16 protein-coding genes are annotated in these 16,032 nt (G+C 72.3%); 9 read left to right on the top strand and 7 right to left on the bottom strand.

Features of this window, described 5'->3' with window-relative positions; genetic code table 11:
* Positions 1–6: 6 nt before the first annotated feature.
* Entirely contained in the window at positions 7–1,248 is a 1,242-nt protein-coding gene (locus tag ACIBEJ_RS07335; RefSeq protein ID WP_397181744.1) for a tetratricopeptide repeat protein, read from the bottom strand.
* Between the two features lie 92 nt (positions 1,249–1,340).
* Here ACIBEJ_RS07335 and ACIBEJ_RS07330 point away from each other — a divergent pair, with 92 nt between their 5' ends.
* On the top strand, positions 1,341–1,940 hold the full coding sequence (locus ACIBEJ_RS07330; protein ID WP_397181743.1) for a TetR/AcrR family transcriptional regulator: 600 nt from the start codon (positions 1,341–1,343) through the stop codon (positions 1,938–1,940).
* Positions 1,941–1,956: 16 nt separating this feature from the next.
* On the opposite strand, the gene ACIBEJ_RS07325 is transcribed toward ACIBEJ_RS07330, so the two are convergent.
* Together ACIBEJ_RS07325 and ACIBEJ_RS07320 are read right to left on the bottom strand one after the other, a co-directional pair.
* The gene (locus ACIBEJ_RS07325) at positions 1,957–2,691 is read right to left on the bottom strand and encodes a BTAD domain-containing putative transcriptional regulator (protein ID WP_397181742.1); all 735 of its coding nucleotides are present in this window, start codon (positions 2,689–2,691) and stop codon (positions 1,957–1,959) included.
* Between the two features lie 263 nt (positions 2,692–2,954).
* Positions 2,955–3,506: a DUF305 domain-containing protein gene (locus ACIBEJ_RS07320; protein WP_397181741.1), complete on the bottom strand. Its 552-nt coding sequence runs from the start codon at positions 3,504–3,506 to the stop codon at positions 2,955–2,957.
* Between the two features lie 282 nt (positions 3,507–3,788).
* Between ACIBEJ_RS07320 and ACIBEJ_RS07315 the strand changes: the two genes are divergently transcribed.
* Together ACIBEJ_RS07315 and ACIBEJ_RS07310 are read left to right on the top strand one after the other, a co-directional pair.
* Positions 3,789–4,298, top strand: a complete 510-nt coding sequence (locus ACIBEJ_RS07315; protein WP_397181740.1) for an EF-hand domain-containing protein — start codon at positions 3,789–3,791, stop codon at positions 4,296–4,298.
* Positions 4,299–4,335: 37 nt separating this feature from the next.
* Positions 4,336–4,869, top strand: coding sequence for a GNAT family N-acetyltransferase (locus ACIBEJ_RS07310; RefSeq protein ID WP_397181739.1), 534 nt, complete (start codon positions 4,336–4,338; stop codon positions 4,867–4,869).
* On the opposite strand, the gene ACIBEJ_RS07305 is transcribed toward ACIBEJ_RS07310, so the two are convergent.
* Both ACIBEJ_RS07305 and ACIBEJ_RS07300 read right to left on the bottom strand, forming a co-directional pair.
* Positions 4,866–7,445, bottom strand: a complete 2,580-nt coding sequence (locus tag ACIBEJ_RS07305) for a CHAP domain-containing protein (protein ID WP_397181738.1) — start codon at positions 7,443–7,445, stop codon at positions 4,866–4,868. The genes ACIBEJ_RS07310 and ACIBEJ_RS07305 overlap by 4 nt on opposite strands.
* A 105-nt stretch (positions 7,446–7,550) precedes the next feature.
* Entirely contained in the window at positions 7,551–7,958 is a 408-nt protein-coding gene (locus ACIBEJ_RS07300; protein WP_397181737.1) for an ester cyclase, read from the bottom strand.
* 78 nt (positions 7,959–8,036) lie between these two features.
* Between ACIBEJ_RS07300 and ACIBEJ_RS07295 the strand changes: the two genes are divergently transcribed.
* A complete protein-coding gene (locus ACIBEJ_RS07295; RefSeq protein WP_397181736.1) occupies positions 8,037–8,645 on the top strand; it encodes a TetR/AcrR family transcriptional regulator in 609 nt (202 codons plus the stop codon).
* Between the two features lie 57 nt (positions 8,646–8,702).
* Here the strand turns inward: ACIBEJ_RS07295 and ACIBEJ_RS07290 are convergent, their stop codons facing one another.
* A complete protein-coding gene (locus ACIBEJ_RS07290; RefSeq protein ID WP_397181735.1) occupies positions 8,703–9,254 on the bottom strand; it encodes a TetR/AcrR family transcriptional regulator in 552 nt (183 codons plus the stop codon).
* Positions 9,255–9,351: 97 nt separating this feature from the next.
* Here ACIBEJ_RS07290 and ACIBEJ_RS07285 point away from each other — a divergent pair, with 97 nt between their 5' ends.
* Complete coding sequence (locus ACIBEJ_RS07285; protein ID WP_397181734.1) at positions 9,352–10,194, top strand: alpha/beta fold hydrolase; 843 nt, start codon at positions 9,352–9,354, stop codon at positions 10,192–10,194.
* A gap of 707 nt (positions 10,195–10,901) precedes the next feature.
* On the opposite strand, the gene ACIBEJ_RS07280 is transcribed toward ACIBEJ_RS07285, so the two are convergent.
* Positions 10,902–11,780 carry a winged helix-turn-helix transcriptional regulator gene (locus ACIBEJ_RS07280; RefSeq protein WP_397181733.1) on the bottom strand — a complete coding sequence of 293 codons (879 nt, stop codon included), beginning with the start codon at positions 11,778–11,780 and terminating at the stop codon, positions 10,902–10,904.
* A 51-nt stretch (positions 11,781–11,831) separates the two neighbouring features.
* Here ACIBEJ_RS07280 and ACIBEJ_RS07275 point away from each other — a divergent pair, with 51 nt between their 5' ends.
* The 4 genes from ACIBEJ_RS07275 to ACIBEJ_RS07260 all read left to right on the top strand — a co-directional run bounded on the left by ACIBEJ_RS07275 (position 11,832) and on the right by ACIBEJ_RS07260 (position 16,018).
* Positions 11,832–13,067, top strand: coding sequence for an MFS transporter (locus ACIBEJ_RS07275; protein WP_397181732.1), 1,236 nt, complete (start codon positions 11,832–11,834; stop codon positions 13,065–13,067).
* 61 nt (positions 13,068–13,128) lie between these two features.
* Positions 13,129–13,680 carry an RNA polymerase sigma factor gene (locus ACIBEJ_RS07270; RefSeq protein ID WP_397181731.1) on the top strand — a complete coding sequence of 184 codons (552 nt, stop codon included), beginning with the start codon at positions 13,129–13,131 and terminating at the stop codon, positions 13,678–13,680.
* On the top strand, positions 13,681–14,499 hold the full coding sequence (locus ACIBEJ_RS07265) for a hypothetical protein (RefSeq protein WP_397181730.1): 819 nt from the start codon (positions 13,681–13,683) through the stop codon (positions 14,497–14,499). It begins immediately after the preceding gene.
* Positions 14,500–14,626: 127 nt separating this feature from the next.
* Positions 14,627–16,018 (top strand): hypothetical protein, encoded by a 1,392-nt coding sequence (locus ACIBEJ_RS07260; protein ID WP_397181729.1) that lies wholly within the window; start codon positions 14,627–14,629, stop codon positions 16,016–16,018.
* Positions 16,019–16,032 lie beyond the last annotated feature (14 nt).

Raw genomic sequence — 16,032 nt, 5'->3', positions numbered from 1 at the left:
TACCTATCACGACGAACGGCGGGGCTCCGGGGGGACGGCGGGGTCCATGAGGATTCGGCCGCGGGTGAAGTCGAGGGTGAGGGCGTAGGGCTGGAAGAAGCGGTGGGTGGGCAGGCCGCCGATGCGGAAGCCGTATTGGTGCTCGAACCAGGTGGGGAAGGCGCCGGTGAGGCCGGAGACGTCGTGTTGTCCGGCTGAGCCGAGGGTCACCTCGCTCAGGGTGACGGGGTGGTAGCCGTCGCCGGTGGGGATGTCGACGCCGGCGGCGGTGAGGGTGGAGGTGGGTGCGGTGAAGCCGATGTCGCCGCCGCCGGTGTCGACGAAGAAGATCATGGGGTCGAGGTCGTTGACGGTGCCGCGGGAGAGCAGGTAGTGGTCGCCGACCCACCACAGGGGGGCGCTGTGGCGGGCGTGGAGGGTGGCGCGGCGGTTTCTGCGCAGGATGAGTGCCTGGCTGGGGTAGTCGAGGGTGGGCAGGAAGCGGGCCAGGACGCTGGTGCCGATGGCGCCCTGGGTGGTTCTGCCGTCGGGGGCGGTGAGGCGGATCTGGTCGGGGATGGTGTGGACGGGCAGGTGGGCGATGGTGAGTCCGCCGGTGAGGGTGAGCTGGTCGATGCGGCCCTGGTGGGCTTGGTGCTCGCCGTACATGGTCTTGCCGGTGGTGTGGCCGTAGGTGGGGATGGCGAGGTGGTCGGCGTAGTCCTGGTTGAGGGCGAACAGGGCGCCGGTGTCGAGGAAGAACAGTTCGGGTGGGGCGCCGTTGAGTGAGGCTTCGATCATGGGCAGGGGGTCGGTGGCCGCGAAGGGCACGGTGGTGGTCGGGGGTCCGGAGATCTCGTACGGCCGGCGTCGGCCGAAGCTTTTGAGCTGGGCGGCGGTGGCGGTGGGGCCGTCTTGGGGGATGGTGGGCAGGAGGGCGGCGAGTTCGGTGAAGCGGTCGGCGCGCCAGAGGGCGTCGGCGAGGTTGAGGCGGGCTCGGGTGTGGCGGGGGTCGAGGTGGAGGACCTGCTTGAGCAGGCGGCGGGCGCGGGGGAGGTGGCCGGTCAGGAGGGTGAGGTAGGCGTGCTGGGCGAGGGCGTGGACGTGGTCGGGGTCGGCGCCGAGGACTTTGCGGTAGAGGGTGTCGGCGGTGGTGAAGTCGCCGGTGGCGAAGAGTTCGTCGGCCTGGTCGAGGGTTTTGGGTGCTGTGGCGGTGGTGGTCAGGGCGGCGGCGACGGCGGTTTTGAGGAGGGTGCGGCGGGTGGTCATGGGCGTCCTTCAAATACCGATGAGTATCTGGATACCGATCAGTATTCGTATACTCTGGAGAATGTCAACAGCGGGGAAGGGGTGCGAGTGCGGTGACGGATCGGCTCACCCGGCAGGAGCAGCGCGAGCGCAACCGGCTCAGGCTGCTGGAGGCGGCGGAGAAGGTGTTCGCCGAGCGCGGCATCCAGGGCAGCTCGGTGGAGGAGGTCGCGGCGGCGGCCGGTCTGACCAAGGGCGCGGTCTACTCCAACTTCGACGGCAAGGAGGACCTGCTGCTGGCGGTCATGCGGCACCGCCTGGCGCAGGAGGCGCGGGCGCAGGCCGAGCGGCTGCTTCACTCCGGGCGGGAGGCGGGCGAGCTGGGGGAGGAGTACGCCCGCTTCTGGGCGGAACGGGCGCGTGGCGGCGACCAGGACACCTTCGCGCAGATGACGGTGGAGCTGATGATCCACGCCACGCGGCATCCGGCGGTGCGGGAGGAACTGCTCACGCTGCTGTTCCCGGCCTCCGGGGAGGGCCGCCATCCGCTGGCGCGTGAGGGCGGCGGGCTGGCCGATCTGCCTTACGATCAGGCCGATGCGGTCCTGAAGTCTCTCGACATCGGGATGCGGCTGCTCACGCTCGTGGCGCCGGAGCGCTGTCCTCCGGAGCTGTTCGCGACGGCCCTGCGGTTGCTGAACGCGCCGCGCTGACCGCCGCCGCCCCCTTTCACGGGGGTGGCTCGTCGCGCAGCAGGCTCGCGTGGAGGCGGCGCAGCCCGGGGCCGGGGTCGATGCCCAGTTCCTCGGCCAGCCGCCGCCGCAGCCGTTCGTACTGGGCCAGAGCCTCGGCCTGCCGTCCTGACCGGCCGAGGGCGATGAGCAGTCGTTCCCACAGTGGTTCGCGCAGCGGGTTGCGGGTGGTCAGTTCGAGCAGGTCGGGGACCAGTTCGCCGTGGCGGCCCCGGGCCAGGAGCAGGTCGGCGCGCCGTTCGGCCGCGCTCAGGTGCAGCTCCTGCAGGGGCGGGGCGACGTGGGCGCGCAGCCAGTCCGAGTCGATGCCGTCGAACGGCGTGCCGCGCCACAGCCCGCCGGCCTCCTCCACCAGGGCGGCCTCGGCGGCGGTGCCGCGCAGGCGGGCCGCCTCGGCCAGCAGGCGGCGAAAGCGCAGCACGTCGACGCGTTCGGGGTCGGCCTGCAGGCGGTAGCCGTCCGGCATCGTGGCGATCGCCGCCCGGCCGAGGACTCGGCGGAGTCTGGTGACGTACGTCTGGACGCTGCGCCGCGCGTTGGCCGGCGGGTTCTCGCTCCACAACCCCAGGGCCAGGCGCTCGAAGGTGACCGTGTCACCGGCGGAGACCGCCAAGACGGCCAGCAGGGCTCGGAGGCGGCGGGGGGTGAGGCGGATCGGGGTGGGGCCCAGCCGTACCTCCATCGGGCCCAGGAGCGCGACGTCAAGACTCATACCGACACTGTCCCCGCGCCCGCCGCGCCCCGCATCGGCCCTGCGGGGTGCCCGCCGCTACGCCGCCGGGCACAGGCCGCGCTCCCGGCCGCTACGCCGGTGGGTACAGGTCGTGGGTCCGGCCGCTACATCCCGGGGCACAGGCCGTGTGCCCCGGTGCTACATCGCAGGGCACTGGACGGGCGTCCCGGCGTTGCCGCCCCGGGATGACGCGGCCGCGCGCGCCTGCCGCGTCCGGCGCGGCGTGCCGGCGGCCCGGGGGGTCAGCCGGTGGCGCGCCGGCCGAGTTCGGCGATCAGGGCGCGCTGGTCGGGGATCAGGGAGCGGGCCAGGGTGGTGGTGGGCACGTGGACGCCCTTGGCGGTGACGGTCTCGGCCATCCGTACGCCGCTGCCCAGGTGGGTGGCCAGCAGCGTGGTCCACAGCGTGTCGAACTCGGCCCCGCGGCGCCGCTTCAGCTCGGTGACCTGCACCGGGGAGAGCATGCCGGGCATGGCGTGGCCGGCGGCGGGCGGGGTGGAGGGCACGGCCGTACCCCAGGAGCGCAGCCAGGAGGACATCAGCTCGATGTCGGCGCGCTCCTTCTTGATGAGGTCGCGGGCGACCCGCCGGACGTAGGTGTCGCCTGACTTCTTCTCCGCCAGTTCCGCCACCTGGATGGTCTGCAGGTGGTGGGGGATCATCTGCTGGGAGAAGGCCAGGTCGGCGGCGTTGTATCCGGCGCCGGAGGCGATGGGCGCCCCCTGGGCCTGGCCGCAGCCGCCGGCCAGGCAGAGGGCGGCGAGCGCGATCAGCGCGGTGCGGGCACCTGTCATGGTCGATCCCTTCGGGAGCACTCATGACCGGATACGCGCCGGGCGCCGGTCGAGTTCGGTCGTATCGGAAGGCTGGATTCACGCAGCGGTTCTGGGCACGTGAGTTCGCGCGGGCGGGCCTGCGCTTCGAGCCACCGCGACGCACGTTCACCGGCAAGGAGCCGAAGCGCTTCTGCGACGGTGAGGCCGGTGGGCGGCCCTGTCCTTGGGCGGGGGCGTCGCTTTACCCGGTCGCGGGCAGGGCCGTAGGGCACGTTCACGCAGTTCAAGGGGGGCTCGCACATGGACAGTGACTTCTTGCGGCGCAAGGTGCACTCGCGCCTGGCCAGTTTCGACCTCGACCGGGACGGTGTCATCACCCGCGCCGACGTCGAGGTGGTGACCGGGCGGGCGCTGCGCGCGTTCGGCCTGCCGGCGAGCTCGCGGCTGGGCCGGGCTCTGGACGGCGCGGCCGCGAGCTTCTGGAGCGGCGTGGCGGCCGACGCCGGCGGGGACGCGGACGGTGAGATCCGGCAGGAGGAGTACGCGCGTGCCGCCCCCGGTTTCCAGAAGGCGGCCGAGCCCTGGGTGCGGGCCCTGGTCACCGCCGCCGACCGGGACGAGGACGGCCGGCTCAGCCCGCAGGAGTACCGGTCGGTGCTGCAGGCGCTCGGCGCCGACGAGGAGACGCTCAAGCGGCTCTACTACACCCAGGCGCTCGTCCCAGTCGAGCAGGCGCAGGCGGTCGCGCTGCGCCATTTCGCCGACGCGCAGCCGTACCGTCCGGCCACCTGGGCGTTCGGCAAGTTCTGAGTTGGCGTGGGGCGGCCGGGTCATATAGGAAGCATGGGTGCTGAGAGGTGACAAGGTCGGGCTCAGGGCCCGGCACGACGATGACGTTCCGGTTCTGCTGCGCGAGCTCTACGACGACGTGGTCAACTCCTCGCGGGCCGAGAGCGGGCCGTGGCGGCCGATCACGCCGGGCTCGAAGGATCCGCGGCTGGTGGTGGACGACACGGCGCACGGGCACGTGCCGTTCTCGGTGGTGGAGCTGGCGGGCGGCACGCTGGTCGGCACGGCGACGCTGTGGGGCATCGACAACCACAACCGCTGCGCGCACATCGGGCTGGGGCTGCTGCCCGCGGCGCGCGGCATGGGCTACGGCAGTGACGTGGTCGCGGTGCTGTGCCACTACGGGTTCGTCGTGCGCGGGCTGCGGCGGCTGCAGATCGAGACGCTGGCCGACAACGCCGCGATGCTGCGCGCCGCCGAGCGCAACGGGTTCGTGCGCGAGGGCGTGCTGCGGTCCTCCGCGTGGGTGATGGGGGAGTTCCTGGACGAGGTGCTGCTCGGGCTCCTCGTCCAGGACTACCGGCCGGCCTAGGACCTGGGTGTGATGAAGTGCGACTTGGCCGGCAGCACGGCGCTGCGGGCGGCGGTCATGAGCTGGGGGACGGTGGCGTAGTGGAAGCGGGCGGTCTGCGGGTCCCACACCCGTAGCTGGAACGTCTCGCCGTCGGGTCCGGACATGGTGGCGTAGCCGTGGATGACGACGTAGTGCCGCTCCAGCGCGGGCCCGTCGCCCAGGATCCAGGGCAGGTTCACCGACTTGGCGACCACGATGGACGGCTGGCCCTTGTCGATGAAGGTGCGGATCCTGGACCACATCCGGGCGACGCTCACCGGGTCGTCGTCGGTGTTGATGAGCATGTTGTCGACGTAGTCGTAGCCCGACAGGCGTACCGGATATCCGGCCACGTCCCACGGCGGCGAGCCGACGACGGTGTTGTTGGTGGCGTCGGCGAGCTCTCGCTGGGAGGGCACGGGGTCGGCGCCCATCGTCGCGAGTACGGCCTGCAGCGCCGCCGGCCCGCACCAGCGTTTGGAGTCCTCCTGCCGCCAGCCGCGGAACTTCAGGTCGCCCACGCTGCGGAAGAAGGTGCTGCCGCTCAGGTCGTAGCGCACGTCGGCGACCACGGCGCCGATTCCGCGCCAGCGCCAGGGGGTGACGCACTTGCGGGTGGTGTATCCGGCCAGCGCCGACTCGCAGCGTACCTGCAGGCCGGTGGAGGCGGCGGGCAGGTCGGGGATCTTCAGCGTGAGGTGGGCGCGGACCACGCTCGCCTCGGACTGGGAGCGGACGACGGCGACCGCGCGCACGTCCTGCCCGCCGGGGCTGTACTCCAGGCAGGTCTTGTACTCGGGCGTGGCGGCGTTGCCGGGCAGTGACGGCGAGCAGGTCATGGTGCCCGGGTCGCCGTGCGGGACGCTCGCGATCTGCTCCCATCGGGTGGAGGTGTCGGCGACGGGGGAGACGACGGCGTAGATGGGCCTGGAGTAGCCGCCCGGGCTGGCGAGGTTGGGGGAGAACGGGCCGATCTTGCGTACGGCGTCGGCCCGGTTGCCCTCGATGGTGGTGATGTTGCCCAGGCCGTCGACGTCCACGACCACCCCGACGTGGGAGCTGTCCCCGGAGCTCGCGCCGTACAGGACGACGTCGCCCGGCCGGATCCCGCCCAGCGTGCGCAGGGTGCCGCGGCTGCGGCCCCAGGAGTAGAAGGATCCGCTGTAGGGCAGGAAGACGTCGATGCCGGCCTGCCGCCAGGTCCAGCTCGCGAACATGCTGCACCAGGCCCAGCCGCACTTGACGCTGCCGTTCACGCCGTAGGGGTTGCAGTTGTCGCCCCATTCGGCGGTGCCGAGCTGGCTGTAGGCGGCTTTGACGATGCGGTCGCGCAGGTCGCCGGCGCCGACGCTGCCGGTGGGCGGGTGCGCGGGGGTGACCGGGTTGCCCTCTCCGCCGGTGGGCATGGGGTCGTCGTCGCAGCGGTTCATGACGATGCCGGTGGAGCCGGTTTTGACGTAGTAGTCGGGGATCCAGCGGCCGTCGCCGGTGCGGTCCCAGACGGCCGAGCCGCCGTAGTTGAACTCGCCGTAGGCCTGGCAGACGATCGTGACGTAGCTGCCGCCCGGGTACCTGTCCTCGTCCCGGGTGGCCGACAGGCTTTTGGCATGGTAGCCGTTGAGCGTGGTGCGCACCAGGTAGCGGTTGCCGCCGCCGCTGCTCGGCGGGTCGGCGTCGCAGCGGTTCATGACGAGGCCGGTGGAGCCGGTCCTGACGTAGTAGTCGGCGATCCACAGGCCGTCGCTGGTGCGGTCCCAGACGGCCGAGCCGCCGTAGTTGGTCTCGCCGTAGGCCTGGCACAGGATGGTGACGTAGCTGCCTTCGAGGTATCGGTCCTCCTCGCGGGTGGCCGACAGGCTCTTGGCGTGGTAGCCGTTGAGGGTCGTGCGGACCATGAACTGGCGGCCGCCGCCCGGGTTGGTCGCCACGCCGCCGGGGATGCCGAGTGAGGAGCACGAGGGCATGCCGGGGATCCAGCCGGTGGTGCCGGTGCTGACGTAGGCGTCGGGCACCCAGTAGCCGTCGGAGGTGTAGTCCCACAGTGTGCTGCCGCCCGCGGGCAGGCCGTGGTCCTGGCACTTGACGAAGATCTGGCTGTCGCGCATGTACGCGTCGACGCGTACCCGGTCGGCCGGATCCGCGCTGCCCCGGCCGTCGACGTCGACCTTGACCAGGTAGGGGCCGTGCGGTGAGCCCTGGGCGGCGTGGCCGTCGATGCCCAGGCTCAGGCAGCGGGGGACGCCGGGCAGGAAGCCGGTCACGCCGGTCCTGACGTACGCGTCGGGGACCCAGTAGCGGTCGGAGGTGTAGTCCCAGACGGTGCTGCCGCCGGCGGCGGGACCGGAGTCCTGGCAGACGATCATGATGGGGGCGCCGGCGAGGTAGGCGTCGGTCTTGACCCGGTCGGCGGGGTTCATGCTGCCCCGGCCGTCGATCGCGACGCTCGCCGGGAACGGGCCGGCGTCGGCGAGGGCCGGTGTGGCCGTCAGCGGCGCCGCGACCAGGGCGGCGGCGACCATGAGTAAGACGCATGACAACGATTTCCACAAGCGCATGGCGTGGCTCCGCGGGGGGTGTCGGCGGCTTGCTGGAACACCGCCTCAGGATGGGGCGCGGGAGCGGGCCTGGCTTGTATCAACGTGTCGATTCCGCCTCAGGCGTCACCCGGCCCGCAACTGGGTGAGCAGGCCGAGGCGGTCGATGACGGCGTGGCGTTCGCTGATGCGCTCGCCGGCGAAGCGGAACAGCGCGAACGCCTCCATCGACACCTGGCGTCCCGTCGGGGGGACGCCGAGCAGCTCGCCGCTGTGGGTGGCGGTCATGCGCCAGCGCACGGCGACCTGGTCGCCCTCGCCGAGGATGTCGAGGATCTCGAACCTGGGGTCGGCGTGGGTGGCGTGCACCTCGCGGATGGCCTCCTTGAAGCCCTGCGGCCCGGTGATGTGCTGGTGCTCGCCTTCGGTGGTGACGAAGTCGGGGGTGAACAGCTCGTCGGCGACGTCGACGTCGCCGCGCTCCAGCGCCTGGTAGAGGCGTCTGACGGTGTCCTTGCGCGTGTCGATGCTCACGAGGTCTCCCAATTTCTGAGTGATTACTCAATAAAGCTACTCTTTTCTGAGTGATTGCTCAATAAGTCGGGAGCGGCGATGACGGAATCCAGGCGCGGGCGCCCTTCCACCGGCGTGCGCGAGGCGGTGCTGAAGGCGACCGAGGAGGTGCTCGGCGAGGCGGGGCTGGCGTTGTCGACCAAGGAGGTCGCCCGCCGGGCGGGCGTGGTGGAGTCGAGCGTCTTTTACCACTTCGGCAACCGCCTCGGGCTGCTGCAGGCCGTCATCGGCCTGCACCTGCCGGTCTTCGCCGACGCCACCGTGGTGCTGGGCCGTACCAGGCGCAGCGGCGACCTGACCGCCGACCTCGCCGCGGTCATCGGCGGCCTCGAGCGGTTCTACCTGCGGATCATGCCGATCCTGGGCGCGCTGCAGTCCGACCTCAAACTGCGCGAGCTGCTCGTCGAACGGCAGGCGGAGGTGGGCCCCCACCTCGCGCTCAAGCCGGTGGCCGAGCTGCTGCGGGCCGAGCAGCGGGCCGGGCGGGTGCGGGAGTCGCTGGACGCGGCGGCCGGCGCGCTGCTGCTGATCGGGGCCGGGCACCAGCGGGCACTGCACCGGTACCTGCTCGGCGGGTTGGCCGAGGGCGTGCTGCCGCCGGTGGAGTCGGTGGCCGAGACGCTGGCCCCGGCGTTCGCCGTGGCGTGAATCGCGCGCCTTCACGCCTCGCCCGCCGCGGGCCCGTTCCCCTTCCTCTTCGGCCGTCTAGCTCCTGATGAGGGCCTCGGCGGCGGCGCGGGCGTGCGCGGCCGTGCCGGGCTCGCGGGTGATGGCGGCCGTGGTCTGCGCACCCTCGGCCAGCAGCGCCAGTTGCGGGGCGAGGTGGGCGGGCAGGCCCGCCTCGCCGACCAGGCCGGCGAGCCGGCGCTGGAAAGAGGTCTTCTGCTCGCGTACGGCCTCGGCCACCCGCGTGTTGCCGCCCCCCAGCTCGCCGAAGAAGTTGACGAACGCGCAGCCGCGGAAGTCGTCCTCCCGGAACCACTCGGCCAGGAAGTCGAAGACGGCCAGCACCCTGTCACGCGGCGTGGTGGCGGCGGCGACGGCCTTGGCCAGGCCGGTGTCCCACTGGGCGGTGCGGTGCCGGAGCACGTCCAGGACCAGGTCGTCCTTGGAGGGGAAGAGCGCGTAGATGCGCTTGAGCGACACGCCCGACGCGGTGCGGACCGCGTCCATGCCGACGGCCTGGACACCCTGGGCGTAGAACAGCCGGTCCGCGGTGGACACGACGCGGGCGCGCACCGCCTCCTCGTTGGTCATGAGCACTCCACGGTTGCACGGAGAACGAACGTTCTCTACTGTAGTCGTATCGGGATGGAGAACGCTCGTTCTCCCCTGGAAAACGGGAGGAAAGATCATGGGCCACATCAAGGTCGGAACAGAGAACAGCACCGACATCGAGCTCTACTACGAGGACCAGGGCTCAGGTCAGCCCGTCGTCCTCATCCACGGCTACCCGCTCGACGGCCACAGCTGGGAGCGCCAGTCCCGCGAGCTCCTGGCCGCCGGCTACCGGGTCGTCACCTACGACCGCCGCGGCTTCGGGCAGTCCAGCAAGGTCGGCGCCGGCTACGACTACGACACCTTCGCCGCCGACCTGAACACGCTGCTGGAGACGCTCGACCTGCGCGAGGTCATCCTCGTCGGCTTCTCCATGGGCACCGGCGAACTGGCCCGCTACGTCAAGAACCACGGCCACGAGCGCGTCGCCAAGCTCGCCTTCCTCGCCTCGGTGGAGCCGTTCCTGGTGGCAGCCCCCGACAACCCGGCCGGCGTACCCCAGAAGGTGTTCGACGGCATCGTCGAAGCGGCCCGAGCCGACCGGTACGCCTGGTTCACCCAGTTCTACAAGGACTTCTACAACCTCGACGAGAACCTCGGCACCCGCGTCAGCCAGGAGGTCGTCACCGCCAACTGGAACACCGCCACCACCTCCGCCCCGGTCGCCGCCTACGCGGTGGTCCCGTCGTGGATCGAGGACTTCCGCGCGGACGTCGCGGCCGTCCGCGCCGCCGGCAAGCCGGCGCTGATCCTGCACGGCACCAAGGACAACATCCTGCCGATCGACTCCACCGGCCGCCCCTTCCACCAGGCGTTCCCGGAGGCGGACTACGTCGAGATCGAGGGCGCCCCCCACGGCCTCCTCTGGACCCACGCCACCGAGGTCAACCAGGCACTCCTGACCTTCATCACCAAGTAACCCCGCCCGGGAAACACTCCAACCCGCCCGGCACCCGCACCCCCGGCTCCACACGCCGCGCGCCCCCGTCCGGGGCGCCTGGCGCCCGCGATACGGGCCCGCCTGGGACCTCGCGGCCCAGAGCACCTGGCGTCGCGCACGGCGGGTGCCCGCAGCGCGCTCCGGCCCCGCGGGGACGCCCGGCGCCGGGATGCCCAGCTCCGCACCCGCCTGCCTTGGGGCCCCGAGGCAGGCGCTGCTCTAGGAGGGGCGGGCCTGGTTGGGGGGCAAGGAGGTGCCGGAAGGCCGGTGTGATCCCGCTGCCTCGGCTCTCAGCTGCGGCGCGGTTGTGGCGATGTCGGGTGGCTGGGTGGGGTGTCAGGGGGTCGCGGAGGCGTAGGCCTGCGCGAGTTTGGTCCAGATCGTGCCTGCGACGTCTGAAGCCGACATCCGGTTGGTCACCACCATCAGCGTCACGCCGGTGGGGATGCCCTTGGCCCCGTAGGCGGTGAAGATTTCCCGCCGCGTACGACGACCGCCTGGGCGCCGGGATCACCGGCGCCGGCCGCCGCCTTGGCGAAAGCCTCGTCCGGCGCGGAAGTGAGCGGCGGCCGGGCGGCGGCCGCCGGAGGGACGGCCAGCCCGGCTACGACCAGCCCTAACGCCGGAAGCAGTGCCCTGAAGATCATGATGGTCCCCTTCGTGTGCGCACGTGGTCACCTTCATGCCTAGCCGACGTCACGGATCAGCGTGAGCATCTCCTCGACCGACCCGGCGGGATCGGCGATCGGGAACTGCGCCGCCCTGACGACCGCGTCCGGCCCCGCCAGCAGGCTGAACCGCTTGAACCGGTCGACCCCCGCCGCCCGGAACCTCGGCAGCAGCAGCGCCGCGGCGAGCCTGCCATCCTGGTCCGACAGCAGCGGGTAGGGCAGCTTGGCGTGCGCGGCGAAGGCGGCGAGCTGGTCCGGCCGTTGGGTGCTGACGCCCCTGACCACGGCTCCGGCCGCCGCGAAGTCGGCCTGGCGCGAGGCGTAGGTGAGGGATTCGAGCGTGCAGCCGGCCGCGCCGGGGATGTCGGACCAGCCGGGCGGGTAGTCGCGGCCGCCGGGGGCGTAGGCGCCGGGGAAGAAGTAGAGCACGCTCCAGGCGCCGCCCGGAACGCCCACCGCGACGGGCTCACCGTCGTGGCCGGGCAGGACGACGTCCGGCAGCCTGCGGCCGACCAGGTCGTGGACGCGGCTGTGCTCGGCCGAGCCGGGCTCGCCGGTGGCGGTCAGCGACCCGTCGCCCATCACGTGCCGGGTGCCCCAGTCCTGGAGCGCGAGGAGGGCGGGCAGCAGGCCCTCGCCCTTCGGGGTCAGCACGTAGTCGTGGCGCGGCGGGCGCTCGGAGTAGGGCCGCTTCTCCAGCACCCCGTGCGCGACCAGCCCGGCCAGGCGCTCGGCCAGGGCGCGGCGGCTGACGCCGAGCTCGCGCTGAAGGTCGTCGAAGCGGGTCGTGCCCCCGGCCACGTCCCGCACGACCAGGAACGTCCACCAGTCACCGATGACGCCCAGAGCTTGGGCGATGCCGCAGTCGGCGTCCTGGAGATCGGCGCGTTTCACGCCACCACTATAGTGCGTTTCAAAATGGAACTCACTTCGGGAGGAAGTACGATGACGAGCGTCTTCTGGCGCTGGTGGGCCGCCGGGACCACCAGCGCGGTCGGATCCGCCGTGGGCGCGGTGGCGCTGCCGCTGACCGCCCTGACGGTGCTCGGCGCCTCCGCGTTCGAGATGGGCCTGATCGTGGCCGCAAGCTACGTCGCGTGGATCGTGATCGGCCTGCCCGCCGGGGTGCTCGTGCAGCGGCTGCCGATGCGCCGGGTGCAGATCGGCGCCGACCTGGCCCGCGCCGCCGCGCTCGTCTCGATCCCGGTGGCCTGGTGGTGGGAGGTTCTCACCGTCGCCCAGCTCGTGGTCGTGGCGCTCGTGATCAGCTTCGCCAACGTCGTCTTCGACGTCGCCAACTCGACGTTCCTGCCCTCGATCGTGAGCAAGGAGCAGTTGCAGTCGCGCAACAGCCTGACCTCCGGCACCCACGCCGTCACGCAGCTCGGCGGCCCGTCGGCGGGCGGCCTGGTCGTCCAGGTGCTGGGCGCGGTGCCCACGCTGCTGGTCGACGCCGTCGGCTATCTGGTCTCCGCGCTGCTGCTGCGCACGCTGCCGGAACGGCGGGCCGAGGCCCCCGGCGAGTGGCCCCCGATGCGCGCGATGATCGCCGAGGGCTGGCGGTTCGTCGCGCGCCACCCGGTGATGGGCCCGTGCATGTGGGCCGCCACCGCGGCGAACACGGTCTGCGGGGCCCAGCACGCCCTGTTCGCCCTGTACCTGGTGCGCGAGCTGCACGCCGCGCCCGGACTGGTCGGGCTCCTGCTGGCGGCCGACGGGCTCGGCACGCTGGCCGGCGCCGCGCTGGCCACCCGGATCACCGCACGGCTCGGCACCGCCCGCGCGCTGATCGCCGCCGGCTTCGTTTCGGTCGCCGGGGCGCTCGTGCTGCCGCTGGGCAGCGGCGCGGCGGGGTTCGTCGCCTTCGCCGCCGGCAGCGCGGTCTTCGCCTGCGGGGTGGTGGTGCTCAGCGTGGTGACCCGCACCTACCGCCAGCTCGCCAGTCCGCCGGAGCTGCTGCCCCGGGTCATGGCGACGGTCCGCTTCGTCTCCTGGGGCGCGATCCCGGTCGGCGGGCTGGTCGCCGGGAGCATCGCGGGCGTGCTCGGCGCCAGGGTCACGCTGCTGCTCTTCGCGGTCGTGGCCGCCGGGGTGCCGCTGGTCCTGCTGTTCTCCCGTGTACGGCGCCTGCGCGACCTGACCGACCACCGGCATCCGGCCATGTCCGCCGAATTCGGGTGAAACACTCTGACGGGACCGGACACGTATGGGGTTGTAGGTGTCCTGGAGGAGAGAAGGCAGCGTGACCGCCCCTGACCGCAAACGGCGTTTCGAGGAGCTTTACGCTGCCCAGTATCCCGATATTTTGGCGTATATCAGGCGGCGCACCGACTGCCACGAAGACGCGGCCGACGCCATCGCGGAGACGTTCTCCATCGCCTGGCGTCGCCTCGACGACGTGCCCGAGGGCCGAAGGGCCCGGCTGTGGCTGTACGGCGTGGCCCGCAAGGTGGTCGCCAACGGCCACCGGGCCCGATCGCGCCGCGGCGAACTGGTCGAACGGCTCGGCGCCCAACTGGCTCAGTGGGCCGAGGCGAGCGGCCCGGAGGACGTCACCGACGTACGCGCGGCTTTCGCCCGCCTGAGCCCGGAGGACCGCGAGGTGCTCGCGCTGGCCGGCTGGGAGGGCCTGAGCTCGGCCGAGATCGCCACCGTCCTCGGCTGCTCGCGCGGCGCGGCCAGGATCCGCCTGCACCGCGCCCGCAAACGCCTGGCCGGGGAACTGGAGGCGTCCGGGCTCGACCTGGCCCGCTACGGCTCGCGCGCGGTCGCGCTGGTGAAAGGGGCGATGTGAATGAACAGGATCGATCGCCTGGTCGCCGGCATCGCGCCCGACCCGGGGCCGGGCATCACGCCGCTGGCCCACGAGCTGATGGAGGAAATCACCACGCTGCCGGTGCCGCCTCCGCCTCGTGCCCGGCGCCGCCGCTTCGTGGCGTCCGCGGTCGCGCTGATGGCCGTCGTGCTGGCCGTGGGCCTGGCGCAGGCGACGCCGGCCGCCGCCGCGCTGGACATCCACCGGGAGGGCGACCACTACGTCATCAAGGTGAACGACCTGTTCGCCGATCCGCGTGTCTACGAGTCCGAGCTGAGGGCCCGCGGCCTGCGCATCACGCTCCGGATCGCGCCGACCTCCGCGAGCATGGCGCGCAGCATCCTGGTGATGAACGACATCGACGGTTTGAGGGCCGGCCGCGCGGTCTCCGGCGACGGCCCCATCACGACGATCGAGGGCCCAGGCCCCTGTGCGCGGTTCGGCGGCTGCCCGACCGGCCTAAAACTGCCGATAAATTACGACAAATCCGCTGAAATCGTCTTGGGGCGGCGGGCGCAACCCGGCGAGAAGTACACCCTTCCGCCCGGCATCGGCATGCCGGGCGAGCCGCTGCACTGCGTGGACTACGTCAACAAGACCGTCGCCCAGGTCCAGGCGATGCTCCGCGAGCGCGGCGTCAGGCCCGAGTTCGTCTCCGCCGGGCAGGGCGCCAGACCCGAGGCGCCCGCGAACTGGTACACCCACGACGGCGTCATGAGCGCCGACGGCCTCGCGCTCCTGCTGGTCGCCCCCGAACCACGCAGCGGCAAGCCGCCGGCCCACGCCACCTGCTCCTGACCTTTCCGGGCACCCCTGACGGTTCCAGGACCGCGGTGACCGGCCCCCTCTGACCCATCCACGTTCGCAGCACCGCGCATGCCGCCATGCGCGGTGCTCGCCATGCCCTGAACCGATCGGATGCCGCGTGCTCACCCAACCCCGCGTGACCCCCGCGCCGCGCCCCCGCGCCCGCGCCCTGGCCGGACACCGCGCCTTCGCCGCGCTCCTCACGGCGGCCGCCGCGCTGCGCGTGGTGACGATGCTCGGCTACCGGCCGCCCCGCCTGTACTGGTACGACTCCTTCACCTACCTCGACACCGCCGCGCACCTCGCGCCGTCGGCCGCCTTCCACCCCATCGGCTACCCGCTGTTGCTGCGGGCGCTGATGCCCTTCCACAGCGTCGAACTGGTCGCCGCCGTCCAGCACACCCTCGGCCTGGGCATCGGCCTGATGATCTACGCCGTGCTGCGCCGCAGGTCGGTACCCGGCTGGGCGGCGACCCTGGCCGCCGCGCCGGTGCTGCTGGACGCCTCGTTCCTGCGGCTGGAGCACGCCATCCTGTCCGACACGCAGTTCATCGCGCTGGTCGTGGCGGGCCTGGCCGTGCTGATGTGGTCGCCGCGCCTGAGCGTGCGCGCCGCCGTCCTGGCGGGGCTGCTGTTCTCGCTGGCCGCGCTGACCCGCACGATCGCGCTGCCGTTGCTGCTGCTGGTCCTTCTCGTGCTCGCCGTACGGCGGGCCGGCTGGCGGCCGGTGACGGCGCTGGCCCTGGCGGGCGTGCTGCCCCTGACCGCGTACGCCGCCTGGTACGCCGGCCACCACGGCAGGTTCGCGATCAGCGGAGCGGACGGCGTCGCGCTGTGGGCCCGCACGATGACCTTCGCCGACTGCTCCGTCATCCAGCCACCCGAAGACCAGGCCGCGCTCTGCCCCAACGGCACCGTGCTGGACGCCGCCTCGGAGTACGTCTGGGCCCCCGGCTCCGCCCTGAACCGGCTGCCCGGCGACCGCTTCGCCCACAACGACCTGGCCCGCTCGTTTGCGATCCGCGCCATCCTCGCCCAGCCGCTGGACTACCTGGGCGAGGTCGCCCGCGACACCTCCATCGCGTTCTCCTGGACCCCGATCGCCCACCCCGCCCGCACCACCCCGGCCTTCGGCTTCGCCAGGGGGCACTGGCCGCTGCCCGAGCAGCCGCTGATCGACAAGGTGCGCGAGGAGTACGACTCCGGCATCCGGGGGCAGTCGTCGGCCGGGCCGTACGCCGACTTCCTGATCGTCTACCAGTACGCGGCCTACCTGCGCGGTCCTCTGCTGGCCGCGATCCTGCTGCTGGGCGCGGTGGCCGCGGTGCGCCGCCCGCGCGTGGCGCTGCTGCCGTGGGCGCTGGCGGCCGGGCTGCTGGTGGGGCCGGTCGCCGTGCTCGACTTCGACCACCGCTACGTGCTGCCGGTGATCCCGGTCGCCTGCCTGGCCGCCGCCCTGTGCCTGCCCGCGCGCGGCGCGCGGGCCGCGCGGGTCAGCGCGAGAGCCTGACGCGGCCGCCGTGT

Origin of the sequence: Nonomuraea sp. NPDC050790 (genome assembly GCF_044456745.1) — a bacterium.
Taxonomy (GTDB): domain Bacteria; phylum Actinomycetota; class Actinomycetes; order Streptosporangiales; family Streptosporangiaceae; genus Nonomuraea.
The sequence above is the reverse complement of the archived record's forward strand: the minus strand, read 5'-3'. Positions and strand labels throughout refer to the sequence as shown.